General features: G+C 38.5%; 14 protein-coding genes and 1 other annotated feature. All 14 genes read left to right on the top strand.

The annotated features are described in order from the left end of the window. Window positions 1-39 precede the first annotated feature (39 nt). The 14 genes from sigG (at window position 40) to ACFFHF_RS05750 (ending at window position 12,188) form a co-directional block, all read left to right on the top strand. Window positions 40-819 (top strand): RNA polymerase sporulation sigma factor SigG, encoded by a 780-nt coding sequence (gene sigG / locus ACFFHF_RS05815; RefSeq protein ID WP_340903129.1) that lies wholly within the window; start codon window positions 40-42, stop codon window positions 817-819. A gap of 100 nt (window positions 820-919) precedes the next feature. After that, window positions 920-1,192 carry a YlmC/YmxH family sporulation protein gene (locus tag ACFFHF_RS05810; RefSeq protein WP_119707466.1) on the top strand — a complete coding sequence of 91 codons (273 nt, stop codon included), beginning with the start codon at window positions 920-922 and terminating at the stop codon, window positions 1,190-1,192. 75 nt (window positions 1,193-1,267) lie between these two features. Beyond that, entirely contained in the window at window positions 1,268-2,098 is an 831-nt protein-coding gene (pgeF, locus tag ACFFHF_RS05805; RefSeq protein ID WP_160545662.1) for a peptidoglycan editing factor PgeF, read from the top strand. Beyond that, window positions 2,095-2,769 carry a YggS family pyridoxal phosphate-dependent enzyme gene (locus ACFFHF_RS05800; protein WP_160545661.1) on the top strand — a complete coding sequence of 225 codons (675 nt, stop codon included), beginning with the start codon at window positions 2,095-2,097 and terminating at the stop codon, window positions 2,767-2,769. Before pgeF ends, ACFFHF_RS05800 begins: the two co-directional genes overlap by 4 nt. A 17-nt stretch (window positions 2,770-2,786) precedes the next feature. Then, window positions 2,787-3,236 carry a cell division protein SepF gene (locus ACFFHF_RS05795; protein WP_377057692.1) on the top strand — a complete coding sequence of 150 codons (450 nt, stop codon included), beginning with the start codon at window positions 2,787-2,789 and terminating at the stop codon, window positions 3,234-3,236. Window positions 3,237-3,243: 7 nt separating this feature from the next. Further along, window positions 3,244-3,507: a YggT family protein gene (locus tag ACFFHF_RS05790; RefSeq protein ID WP_160545659.1), complete on the top strand. Its 264-nt coding sequence runs from the start codon at window positions 3,244-3,246 to the stop codon at window positions 3,505-3,507. A gap of 69 nt (window positions 3,508-3,576) precedes the next feature. After that, complete coding sequence (locus tag ACFFHF_RS05785; protein ID WP_160545658.1) at window positions 3,577-4,350, top strand: YlmH family RNA-binding protein; 774 nt, start codon at window positions 3,577-3,579, stop codon at window positions 4,348-4,350. Window positions 4,351-4,442: 92 nt separating this feature from the next. Next, window positions 4,443-4,964: a DivIVA domain-containing protein gene (locus ACFFHF_RS05780; RefSeq protein WP_160545657.1), complete on the top strand. Its 522-nt coding sequence runs from the start codon at window positions 4,443-4,445 to the stop codon at window positions 4,962-4,964. A gap of 46 nt (window positions 4,965-5,010) precedes the next feature. Beyond that, window positions 5,011-5,247 (top strand) — a binding site (T-box leader). 87 nt (window positions 5,248-5,334) lie between these two features. Next, the gene (gene ileS / locus ACFFHF_RS05775) at window positions 5,335-8,106 is read left to right on the top strand and encodes an isoleucine--tRNA ligase (protein ID WP_160545728.1); all 2,772 of its coding nucleotides are present in this window, start codon (window positions 5,335-5,337) and stop codon (window positions 8,104-8,106) included. 174 nt (window positions 8,107-8,280) lie between these two features. Then, a complete protein-coding gene (locus ACFFHF_RS05770) occupies window positions 8,281-8,565 on the top strand; it encodes a hypothetical protein (protein ID WP_160545656.1) in 285 nt (94 codons plus the stop codon). Window positions 8,566-8,632: 67 nt separating this feature from the next. Next, on the top strand, window positions 8,633-9,136 hold the full coding sequence (lspA, locus tag ACFFHF_RS05765; protein WP_160545655.1) for a signal peptidase II: 504 nt from the start codon (window positions 8,633-8,635) through the stop codon (window positions 9,134-9,136). Beyond that, window positions 9,111-10,022 (top strand): RluA family pseudouridine synthase, encoded by a 912-nt coding sequence (locus ACFFHF_RS05760; RefSeq protein ID WP_160545654.1) that lies wholly within the window; start codon window positions 9,111-9,113, stop codon window positions 10,020-10,022. The genes lspA and ACFFHF_RS05760 overlap by 26 nt, the downstream gene beginning before the upstream one ends. Window positions 10,023-10,201: 179 nt before the next feature. Further along, a complete protein-coding gene (gene pyrR / locus ACFFHF_RS05755; RefSeq protein WP_160545653.1) occupies window positions 10,202-10,744 on the top strand; it encodes a bifunctional pyr operon transcriptional regulator/uracil phosphoribosyltransferase PyrR in 543 nt (180 codons plus the stop codon). Between the two features lie 142 nt (window positions 10,745-10,886). Continuing rightward, window positions 10,887-12,188 carry a solute carrier family 23 protein gene (locus ACFFHF_RS05750; RefSeq protein ID WP_160545652.1) on the top strand — a complete coding sequence of 434 codons (1,302 nt, stop codon included), beginning with the start codon at window positions 10,887-10,889 and terminating at the stop codon, window positions 12,186-12,188. The last annotated feature ends 49 nt before the right edge of the window (window positions 12,189-12,237 follow it).

Here is a 12,237-nt window from a genome sequence, read left to right as displayed (position 1 = left end):
TGTTTTTTGTACAGCAGCTCCTGTGAGGAGGGAAAAGAATTGACTCGTAATAAAGTTGAAATTTGCGGTGTTGATACATCTAAGTTACCTGTTTTGAAAAATGAAGAAATGCGTTTACTATTTAAAGAAATGCAAGCCGGGGATATAACAGCCCGAGAAAAGCTCGTGAATGGAAACTTACGCCTTGTGTTAAGTGTCATTCAGCGATTTAACAATCGTGGTGAGTTTGTTGATGACCTGTTTCAGGTAGGGTGCATCGGGTTGATGAAATCAATTGATAATTTTGACCTAGGTCAAAACGTGAAATTCTCTACTTATGCTGTTCCGATGATAATCGGAGAAATCCGACGATACTTAAGAGATAACAACCCGATTCGAGTATCCCGTTCTTTAAGGGATATTGCTTACAAGGCATTACAAGTTCGAGAAAAACTAATGAGTGAGACGTCAAAGGAGCCAACTGCTGAAGAAATTGCAAAAGTACTAGATGTTTCTCATGAAGAAATTGTTTTTGCTTTAGATGCCATTCAAGATCCCGTTTCGTTATTTGAACCTATCTATAATGACGGAGGAGATCCTATTTATGTGATGGATCAATTAAGCGATGAACGTAACAAGGATATTCAATGGATTGAAGAAATTGCTTTAAAAGAAGGAATGAGACGACTCAACGATAGAGAAAAGCTCATCCTAAGAAAGCGATTCTTCCAAGGAAAAACTCAAATGGAAGTAGCTGAAGAGATAGGAATCTCACAAGCCCAAGTGTCCAGACTAGAAAAAGCTGCGATTAAACAAATGAATAAGAACATACAAACATAAACTACCGACTAATCTCGGTAGTTTTTTTTGTATAAAACAATCATGAATACTCCTCCCATCTTCATATATTTAATTATCGAATAGTCGGGAGTGAAATATGATGGTGAAAATTTCAGAATTTCAAATTAAAGATGTGGTCAATGTTGCAGATGGAAAAAAGTTAGGGAATATTAGTGATATAGAAATAAATCTCTCAAACGGAAAAATTGAGGCCATTATTGTAAGTGGTAACGGACGGATGTTAGGCTTCTTTGGTAAAGAAGAGGAGATCATTATTTCTTGGAGAAACATACTTAAAATTGGTGAGGATGTTATTTTAGTTCGTTACAGAGGGGTTAATGAAGGACAATATGATGAAGCAGAAGCCAAGTAAGCCTGAATTCACTGGGAGTATACTGCGAATTATGGTAAACTATAGAAAAATCAACAAACAATTGAGGTTTATATAATGGAACCATTTATTCTAAAAGAAACGTCTCATTTCATCATAAAAGAGTGGACAGATCGTTTCAACGGACTTGTTGCGGGTTTTACTACGAAAAACGGAGGCCATAGCAAGAACTCTTTTTCAACGTTGAATACTGGATTTCACGTTGGAGATCAGGAACAGGACGTTTGCTTAAATCGAAAAGTCTTATCAAAAAGTACTGGTATCCCTTTATCTAATTGGGTAGGTGCCGAGCAGACGCATGATGTACATGTGAAAAAAGTCTCGGTATATGACCGTGGACTTGGTTCAAATTCATACGCGAATGCGCTCAGGGATACCGATGCTTTCTTTACCTATGATAAAAATCTGCTTTTAACATTATGCTTTGCTGACTGTGTTCCGCTCTATTTTATTGCTCCAAAATACGAAGCAATTGCGATTGCTCATGCGGGGTGGAAAGGGACAGTTGGAGGGATCGCTAAAAGTGTGATAACAGTATTTAAGGACGAAAATATACCTGTTTCGGAAATTTTTGCAGTAATTGGCCCTTCCATTTGCGAAAAATGTTATATTGTAGATGATAAAGTCATTTCATATGTGGAAAATTTAGTGGAAGATGTCGAAAAAAAACCATATAATCGAATCAAAGAAAACCTCTACCACTTAGACTTAAAGAAGTTAAATAAACAAATTCTCATCAAAGCAGGTATGATTGAATCAAATATTCAGGTAACTGATTTATGTACGAGTTGTGATTCCGATTATTTTTTCTCCCACCGAAGAGACAAGGGGAAAACGGGTCGGATGATGAGTTTTATTGGTTGGAAGGAGGAGCAATCGAGAGAATGAAAGTAAGTGAAAATCTACGTGTGCTCCAGGAAAAGGTAAAAGAAGCGAGTCAAAGGAGCAATCGAGATCCAGAAGAAATAAAAATCATAGCTGTAACGAAATATGTAACAACAGAAAGAGCATCAGAGGCATTAGAATGTGGGGTAACACATCTTGGTGAAAATCGTGATGAAGGCCTTCTTGAAAAGTGGAGCACTATAGGGGACAAGCCTACCTGGCATTTTATCGGAACTCTACAAACAAGAAAGGTAAAAAATATCATAGATAAAGTGGATTATATTCACTCATTAGATCGTGTATCCTTGGCAAAGGAAATTAATGCAAGAGCTGGTGATAGAACGATTTCTTGTTTTGTTCAGGTGAATGCGTCTGGTGAAGAATCAAAGCATGGATTAACTCCAGAAATGGTGGTACCATTTATAAAGGAATTAGAAAAACACCCTAAAATAAGGGTAGAAGGGCTAATGACGATGGCGCCTTTTACTGAGGACGATACGATCATTAGACAAAGCTTTCAATCGTTAAAAAATCTTCAACTTGAAATTCAACATATGGATTTACCATATGCTCCATGTATGGAGCTTTCAATGGGAATGTCTAATGATTTTGAGATTGCCATTGAAGAAGGATCTACGATGATACGAATCGGCACCGCATTGGTGGGCGAATAGTGTGGGAGGTGTAATGAATGAGTATTAAATCAAAATTTAAAACATTTTTTTTCCTAGATGATGAATATGAGAATGAAGAAGAGGAGTACGAGGCTCCAACAACAAAGACACAAAGACAACCACAGCAACAGCAACAAAGTGTGTCTCCTAAACAGAATGTGGTAAGCTTACAGAGTGTTCAAAAATCTTCAAAGGTTGTTTTAATTGAACCAAGAGTGTATGCAGAAGCTCAGGAAATTGCAGATCAATTAAAAAATCGTCGAGCAGTTGTTGTGAATTTACACAGAATTGAACGGGACCAAGCGAAACGGATTGTTGATTTTTTAAGTGGTACTGTGTATGCCATCGGTGGAGATATTCAAAAGATTGGTGCAGAAATTTTCTTATGTACACCTGACAATGTGGAGGTATCAGGCAATATCTCACAGCTAATGCAAGAAACAGAATACGAAGATACGAGGTGGTAATACGTAAATGGATTTACTTCTATCAATATTAATTCGAGTGATTGATATCTATTCTTGGGCATTGATTATTTATATTCTTATGTCTTGGTTTCCTAATGCAAGGGAAACTGCTATCGGTCAATTTTTAACAAGAATTTGTGAACCTTATTTAGAGCCGTTCCGAAGAATTATTCCTCCGATCGGTGGAATGATTGATATTTCTCCGATTGTTGGTATTTTTGTATTAAAATTGGCATCAACAGGCTTGTATACGCTATTTGGTTGGTTTTAGCTAAAAGGGGCATAAATGCCCCTTTTTTGCACTTTCATATCTTTATATTGGATTGGAGATTGAAATAATATGGATTTGCATCAGCACTTCCGACGTGAAGAGCATAGTTTTGTCGATCAAGTAATGAGTTGGAAGGAGCAGGTGGAAAGTAATTACGCTCCAAAACTGACTGATTTTCTTGACCCGAGAGAGCAGAAGATTGTCGAGATGATTATAGGAGCGAATTCGGAGGTAAAGGTTCAATTTTTTGGAGGAGCAGAGTTGGTGGAAAGAAAGAGAGCCTTCATTTATCCAGATTATTATTCTGTAGAGAAAGAGGATTTCCAAATTTCCTTATATGAACTGGTTTACCCAAATAAGTTTGTATCAATTGAGCATCGACAAATTTTAGGTAGCATGATGTCACTAGGACTAAAAAGAGGGAAATTTGGAGACATCCTTATGGAAGGGGAAATCATTCAACTCTTTGTCGCCAATGAAGTTAGCGATTATATTTCGATGCAACTTGAGTCGGTAGGACGTTCGAAAGTAAGTTTAAAAGAGCGTCGTCTCGAAGAAGCCATTCAAATGAAGGAACAATGGAATGAGTTTACAACAACCGTTTCTTCCCTAAGGTTAGACACTATGGTAGCTGCTGCTCATAATATCTCTCGTCAGAAATCTCAAACATTAATAGCAGGTGGAGTAGTAAAAGTGAATTGGATGACCATTGAAAATCCCTCTTTTGAATGTAAAGAAGACGATGTCTTATCTGTACGAGGATACGGAAGAGCAAAACTATCTTCAATTGATGGGAAAACAAAGAAAGATAAATGGCGAATTGTTGTAGAAAAACATCAATAATTTATAAAAAAATTGCAGGAATTTAAAAGTACTTGTCGAATATCTGTTACAATGAATAGTATATACTATTAAGCAATTGGAGGTGGCTTATAATGCCATTAACACCGTTAGACATACATAACAAGGAATTTACAAAAGGATTCCGTGGTTACGATGAAGATGAAGTAAATGAGTTCCTTGACCAAGTCATTAAGGACTATGAATTGATTATTCGAGAAAAGAAAGAACTTGATGAACGATTAAAGGATATGAATGAGCGTTTAACTCATTTTTCGAATATTGAAGAAACCTTAAATAAATCCATCGTTGTAGCTCAAGAAGCAGCTGAAGAGCTAAAGCGAAATGCTCAAAAAGAAGCTAAGCTAATTATCAGAGAAGCAGAGAAAAATGCGGATCGCATCGTAAATGAGTCCCTTTCTAAAGCTCGTAAAATAGCTCTAGAAATTGAGGATCTGAAAAAGCAATCCAAAGTGTTTAGAACTCGTTTTAAAATGCTTATTGAAGCACAGCTGGATATGCTGAATAACGATGATTGGGATCATCTATTACAATACGAGCTTGATTCAGCAGAATTAAAATCTGCAAATTTAAAAGAAGAAGATTCATTGGCTTGACGAAAAGCAGTTTCTTCGAATATAATTTTTTAATAAGTAAAAATTGCAAGTTGCGATGACAGGGATAGTAGAATTTATCAATGCTTTTTCTAGCGAGTTAACAGTTGGTGAGAGGTTAACAAAAGCGATAAGTTTGAATATCACCCTTGAGTACCAAGCTGAACGACCACAAGGAATAGTAAGCTTTGGCGTTTAAATTCACGTTACGAATTTTTGAGCGGATAGGTTATTTGCCTATCTACTAGGGTGGTACCGCGGGAATATAAGCCTTCTCGTCCCTTTTTGGGATGAGAGGGCTTTTTTGTATTTACTTTTACTAAAACGGGTAACAATGAAGCTAGAAGAGGAAGATTTAGGAGGAAGTTTACAAATGGATTATAAAGATACGTTATTGATGCCTCAGACGGAATTCCCGATGCGAGGGAATTTGCCAAAGCGTGAACCAGATATTCAAGAAAAATGGAACCAAATGGATATTTATTCTAGAGTTCAAGATCGTACGAAGGATCGTCCGATGTTTGTTCTTCACGATGGGCCACCGTACGCAAACGGAGATATACACATGGGGCATGCATTAAATAAAATCCTTAAGGACTTTATTGTGCGTTATAAGTCAATGAGTGGATACAACGTACCATATGTACCCGGTTGGGATACACACGGGCTGCCAATCGAGCAAGCTTTAACAAATAAAGGTGTTAAGCGTAAGGAACTTACAGTTGCAGAGTTTCGTAAGCTTTGTGAAGAGTATGCTTTAGGTCAAATTGATTCCCAACGTACTCAATTTAAGCGTTTAGGTGTTCGTGGAGATTGGGAGAATCCTTATATCACTCTTGATCCAGCATATGAAGCACAGCAAATCAAGGTTTTCGGAGAAATGGCAAAGAAAGGCTATATTTATAAAGGTTTGAAGCCTGTATACTGGTCACCTTCTAGTGAATCGGCTCTAGCAGAAGCTGAAATTGAGTATCAGGACAAAAAGTCAGCTTCTATTTATGTTGGTTTCCCTGTCCAAGACGGTAAGGGTGTACTTGATACGGATACGGAGATTGTTATTTGGACAACAACCCCATGGACCATTCCAGCTAATCTTGGAATTTCTGTTCATCCAACTTTAAATTATGTTGTTGCTCAGGTGAATAATAAAAAGTACCTTGTGGCTGAAGAGCTTTTAGAAGCAGTAACAAACGAAATTGGTTGGGAAGAAGTAACGGTAGTAAAGACGGTGAAAGGCCAAGAGCTAGAACATATTTTAGCGAAGCATCCGTTATATGAACGCACATCTTTAGTCATGCTTGGCGAACATGTCACAACAGACGCAGGTACGGGGTGTGTTCATACGGCTCCAGGACACGGGGAAGACGATTTCTACGTAGGTCAAAAATACGGTTTAGACGTTCTTTGTCCGGTTGATGATAAAGGAGTTATGACGAAGGAAGCCGTTGGTTTCGAAGGACTTTTCTATGATACAGCCAATAAGCCGATTACGGAAAAGCTTCAAGAAGTGGGCGCTTTATTAAAACTAACATTTATTACTCACTCATACCCGCATGACTGGAGAACGAAGAAGCCTGTTATTTTCCGTGCAACAGCTCAGTGGTTCGCATCTATCAAAGATTTCCGTGAAGACTTGTTGGATGCTGTTAAGGAAACGAAGTGGGTTCCTGCTTGGGGAGAGACTCGTCTATTCAATATGGTACGTGACCGTGGAGATTGGTGTATTTCTCGTCAACGTGTATGGGGTGTTCCAATTCCTGTATTTTATGGGGAAGACGGCGAACCAATTATCACGGATGAAACCATTGAACATGTATCCGGGTTATTCCGTGAAAATGGGTCAAATGTTTGGTTTGAAAGAGAAGCTAAAGATCTGTTACCTGAAGGCTTTACACATCCATCAAGCCCGAATGGTAAATTTACAAAAGAAACGGATATTATGGACGTTTGGTTTGATTCTGGTTCTTCTCACCAAGCTGTTCTTGAAGAGAGAAGCGATTTACAAAGACCAGCGGATCTATATCTCGAAGGTTCTGACCAATACCGTGGATGGTTTAACTCTTCATTATCTACAGGGGTAGCTGTAACAGGTAAGGCTCCGTATAAGGGAGTACTAAGCCATGGTTTCGCTCTTGATGGTGAAGGTAGAAAGATGAGTAAATCAATTGGGAATGTTGTTGTTCCTGCTAAGGTAATGGATCAGCTAGGTGCAGATATTTTACGCTTATGGGTAGCATCTGTGGATTATCAATCAGATGTTCGTGTGTCTGACGCTATCTTAAAGCAAGTAGCTGAAGTATACCGTAAGATCCGTAACACATACCGATTCTTATTAGGAAATTTAGCAGACTTTAATCCTGCTACTGATAAAGTAGAGTTTGATAAGCTTCGTGAAGTAGATCAGTTCATGCTGGTGAAGCTAAACAAGCTAATTAAATCTGTGACAAAGTCTTATGAAGAATATGAATTTGCGAGCATTTACCATGCGATCAATAACTTCTGTACGCTAGACTTAAGTGCATTCTACCTTGACTTTGCAAAGGACGTTCTATATATTGAGGCAAAGAATCACTATGAGCGCCGTGCCATCCAAACGGTTTTATATGAAAGCTTATTAGCATTAACAAAATTATCAGCTCCGATTCTTTCTCATACAGCTGATGAGGTATGGGCATACATTCCTAATGTGGAGGAAGATAGCGTTCAATTAACTGATATGCCTTCACATGTTGACCTTCCTAATGCCAAGCAGCTTGAAGAAAAATGGACGAAATTTATGAAGGTTCGTGATGATGTCCTAAAAGCTTTAGAAGAAGCACGTAATGCAAAGGTAATCGGGAAGTCATTAACAGCAAAAATTAGCTTGTATGCAACTAGTGAAACAAAGGAACTTTTACAATCAGTTAAAGAAAATCTTCAACAATTGTTTATCGTGTCTGGTTTTGAATTAGCTGGAGATATCGATTCTGCGCCTGCAGAAGCTGTAAAGCTTGAAACAGCTGCAATTGTCGTATCAAAAGCTGAAGGTGAAACTTGTGAACGTTGCTGGACGGTAACAACAGAAGTTGGCAAAGTAGAGGATCATCCAACCCTTTGTCCACGTTGTGCGGATGTAGTAAAAGAAAACTACAGCCATCTTGTATAAATAATGGAAGAACTCTCTGGATTTCCGGGGAGTTTTTTCTTTGTTACGGGAATATGTATGAGTAATTATTCCACTTTCGTTAATGATTGTTTTCGTTGTTAAATGTTGTTCGTGTCGAATCGTGTCCATCGCGATATACTAACGGAAAACATCTGAAAACGGAGGTAGAATAAAATGGAAGCATTTGAACAAAAGCTCTATTTGGAACTCCGGAAATCGCGTACTGAATTAATGATGCAATTATCAAATTCGAAAGGGTCTCCCTTAGTAAAACCACTTATTGAGGAAGAATTAAGAGACATTAATAGTGCCATTGAAAAATTGGAGAATGGTACGTTTGGCAGATGCGAAATATCAGGTGAATTATTACCTCATGAACTACTTCAAATGGTTCCAACCTTAAAAACGGTGGAGGACTGTGGGAAGCTTGAACATTATTTATGTAAGCCGCTTTTTTAATCAGAAGCGTTTACTGTCGTTTTTATAGAGAATGTGCTAAAATGCAAAGGGAATATTAAGAAAAGGTTTGGAGGTTTCCTTTGTGTTTTATTACATAATCGCATTAATTGTCATTATTCTTGATCAATGGACCAAATGGTTAGTTGTGAAAAGAATGGAGCTTGGAGAAAGCATAACCGTTATTGAAAACTGGTTTTATATTACCTCCCACCGCAACAGAGGCGCTGCTTGGGGTATTTTACAAGGACAAATGTGGTTTTTTTACTTAATTACTGTGATTGTGATTATCGGGATTGTATATTATATTCAAAAGGCAGCAAAGGGTAAAATGCTTCTTGGAGTGGCTCTCGGATTAATGCTAGGAGGGGCAATTGGTAACTTCTATGATCGAGTAGTACATAAAGAAGTGGTTGACTTTATTCATACGTATATTTTTAACTATAATTTCCCTATCTTTAATATTGCTGATTCAGCCTTAGTTATTGGAGTAGGTTTATTAATGATACAAATGTGGCAAGAAGAGCGACAATCTAAGGAGATAGCAAATGGAAAAAGTAATACAAACAATTAATGAAGAGCATAAAGGTGAAAGACTAGATAAGGTTCTTTCAAGTGTTAATAATGAATGGTCGAGGTCTCAAGTCCAGCTATGGATGCAAGAGGGCAATGTTGTTGTTAACGGTCAAAAAGTAAAAAGTAGCTATAAATGTTCGGTTGGAGATGTAATCGAAATCAGCATTCCTGACCCAGAGGAGCTTGATGTGGTTCCAGAGACTATGGACCTTGAGATTTTTTATGAGGATAGTGATGTATTAGTTGTAAACAAGCCCAAAGGAATGGTCGTACACCCTGCACCTGGTCATACTACAGGGACACTTGTGAATGGATTAATGGCTCATTGTAAAGATCTGTCGGGAATCAATGGAGTTCTTCGACCAGGTATCGTTCATCGAATTGATAAGGACACCTCCGGCTTATTGATGGTTGCTAAAAATGATTTAGCACATGAAAGCCTAGTGAACCAACTCGTTGCAAAAACAGTGACTCGAAAATACCAAGCAATTGTCCATGGTGTAATACCCCATGATTACGGTACGATTGATGCTCCTCTTGCTAGAGACCCTAAAGATCGACAAAGCATGACTGTTGTTGATAATGGAAAGCATGCGGTGACTCATTTCCAGGTAATGGAGCGTTTTAAAGATTTTACACTTGTCGAGTGTCAGTTAGAGACAGGACGTACTCATCAAATCAGGGTTCATATGAAGTATATTGGTTTTCCATTAGCAGGAGACCCCAAATACGGACCAAGAAAGACGTTAGATATAGGCGGACAAGCTCTGCATGCGGGTGTGTTAGGTTTTAATCACCCTCGAACCAATGAATACTTAGAATTTGAAGCACCTGTACCAGAGTACTTTGTAGAGCTTCTCGAGTTCTTGAGAAATAATCGTTGACAAAGTTCTACATCTGATTTATGATTTCTTTAGTTGAATAAGTCCTTTAAAGACGGTCCTGTGAGGCTGAGAAGGAGACGGAATTTGTATGGCATAAGTATGCCTACAATTGTAATTCGTGTACCCTCTAACCCACTAGGCTAGAGGGTTTTTTTATAGATAAATGAGGAGGGAAGACCTTGTCACAAAAAGCAGTCGTACTTGACGAACAAGCCATTAGAAGAGCATTGACAAGGGTTGCTCACGAAATTATTGAAAAAAATAAAGGTGTAGAACGAATTGTTCTCATTGGAATTCGAACAAGAGGAATATTTCTCGCTGAGCGACTTGCTGAAAGAATTAAAGAAATTGAAGGCACAGGGGTTCCAGTAGGAGAATTAGATATTACTTTGTATCGCGACGATCTAACAAAGAAAACAAATGATCAGGAACCTTTAGTTAAAGGGTCAGATATTCCTCACGATATAACTAACAAAATTGTCATCTTAGTGGACGATGTATTATACACAGGAAGAACTGTACGCGCTGCGTTAGATGCCTTAGTCGATATAGGTAGACCTGCTTCTGTACAGCTGGCCGTACTTGTAGACAGAGGCCATAGGGAATTGCCCATACGAGCTGATTATGTTGGGAAAAACATCCCAACCTCTAGTTCGGAAAAGATTGTTGTTCAACTAGCAGAAGTTGACAAACATGATACCGTAAGTATCCACGAAAAATAAATATAACCTTTTAAAAAAGCACAGAGAGGCTTTCAAGGGGAAATGTAGACTCGAGGGGAGAAATATATACCTTGACCTGCAACTAAACCCTCTTGTGCAAAAGAGGGTTTTTATTTTAACAACCAAGAGGAGAGAAACATACATGAATAACAAACCAATCCTAGACGTACACGATATACCGAAACCAGTCCATTGGCTAACACTTAGCCTACAGCACTTATTCGCTATGTTTGGAGCTACCATATTAGTACCATTCTTAGTTGGACTTGATCCAGCGATTGCACTTATCTCCAGTGGATTGGGAACGATCGCGTTCCTTATGATAACAAAATGGCAAGTACCTGCTTATTTAGGATCATCATTCGCTTTCATTACACCAATCATTGCTGCAAAAGCAGCAGGCGGTCCAGCAGGTGCCATGATTGGAAGCTTTATTGCTGGTTTAGTGTACGGAATTGTTGCACTAATAATAAAAAAAGCAGGTTACCGATGGATTATGAATCTCCTACCACCAATCGTAGTTGGACCAATCATTATAGTAATCGGATTGGCTTTAGCAGGAACCGCAGTTAGTATGGCAATGAATAATCCAGCTGGAGAGTACAGCTTACTGCATTTCTCAGCAGCACTTGTAACATTAGTAGCAACCATTATTTTCTCCATCTACGGAAAAGGAACATTGAGCATGATTCCGATCTTAGCAGGTATCATTATCGGATATGTATACTCGTTAGTCGTAGGAATCGTGGATTTTGCCCCAGTAGCCGCGGCAAAATGGTTCGAAATGCCAAACTTCTTTGTACCATTCGTTGATTATGAAGTGAAAGTCACACTTGATTTAGTATTATTAATGGCGCCAGTTGCCATCGTAACATTGTCAGAACATATTGGTCACCAGCTGGTATTAGGTAAAGTGGTGGGTCGTGATTATATTAAAAACCCTGGCTTACATCGCTCGATCTTGGGAGATGGAACAGCCACTATGATTTCTGCCTTAATCGGTGGCCCTCCGAAAACAACATACGGGGAAAACATCGGAGTCCTAGCCATTACAAGAGTATACAGTGTATATGTACTTCTTGGAGCAGCAGTTGTTGCAACAGTATTTGGTTTCATAGGTAAAGTAACAGCACTGATAAGTTCAATTCCAACACCAGTAATGGGTGGAGTATCCATCCTCCTTTTCGGAATTATCGCATCATCAGGATTACGCATGCTAGTTGATAGCAAAATCGACTTTGGAGACAAACGAAACCTTGTGATTTCCTCTGTAATCTTAGTAGTAGGTATTGGAGGAGCAGTTATTAAAGTATCAGAAGGATTTGAAATTCATGGAATGGCATTAGCAGCTATCTTAGGGATCTTGATCAATTTAATCCTTCCAGGTAGACCGGAAGCTGCCGAAGATATGTTTGAAAGTGATAAGGAAAGTGAAGTAGCATAGTTACACCTTTTAAAGAAAGTCCAGAGAGGCTTGAAAGGGTGCATAGGAG

The sequence above is a fragment of the Robertmurraya beringensis genome (assembly GCF_042433785.1).
Lineage (GTDB): Bacteria > Bacillota > Bacilli > Bacillales > Cytobacillaceae > Robertmurraya_A > Robertmurraya_A beringensis.
The sequence above is the reverse complement of the archived record's forward strand: the minus strand, read 5'-3'. Positions and strand labels throughout refer to the sequence as shown.

Excerpts from the sequence above, each read along its gene's own strand:
- ACFFHF_RS05810 (WP_119707466.1), top strand. The coding sequence starts at position 920 with ATGGTGAAAATTTCAGAATTTCAAATTAAAGATGTGGTCAATGTTGCA.
- pgeF (WP_160545662.1), top strand. The coding sequence starts at position 1,268 with ATGGAACCATTTATTCTAAAAGAAACGTCTCATTTCATCATAAAAGAG.
- ACFFHF_RS05800 (WP_160545661.1), top strand. The coding sequence starts at position 2,095 with ATGAAAGTAAGTGAAAATCTACGTGTGCTCCAGGAAAAGGTAAAAGAA.
- ACFFHF_RS05795 (WP_377057692.1), top strand. The coding sequence starts at position 2,787 with ATGAGTATTAAATCAAAATTTAAAACATTTTTTTTCCTAGATGATGAA.
- ACFFHF_RS05790 (WP_160545659.1), top strand. The coding sequence starts at position 3,244 with ATGGATTTACTTCTATCAATATTAATTCGAGTGATTGATATCTATTCT.
- ACFFHF_RS05785 (WP_160545658.1), top strand. The coding sequence starts at position 3,577 with ATGGATTTGCATCAGCACTTCCGACGTGAAGAGCATAGTTTTGTCGAT.
- ACFFHF_RS05780 (WP_160545657.1), top strand. The coding sequence starts at position 4,443 with ATGCCATTAACACCGTTAGACATACATAACAAGGAATTTACAAAAGGA.
- ileS (WP_160545728.1), top strand. The coding sequence starts at position 5,335 with ATGGATTATAAAGATACGTTATTGATGCCTCAGACGGAATTCCCGATG.
- ACFFHF_RS05770 (WP_160545656.1), top strand. The coding sequence starts at position 8,281 with ATGGAAGCATTTGAACAAAAGCTCTATTTGGAACTCCGGAAATCGCGT.
- ACFFHF_RS05760 (WP_160545654.1), top strand. The coding sequence starts at position 9,111 with ATGGAAAAAGTAATACAAACAATTAATGAAGAGCATAAAGGTGAAAGA.
- ACFFHF_RS05750 (WP_160545652.1), top strand. The coding sequence starts at position 10,887 with ATGAATAACAAACCAATCCTAGACGTACACGATATACCGAAACCAGTC.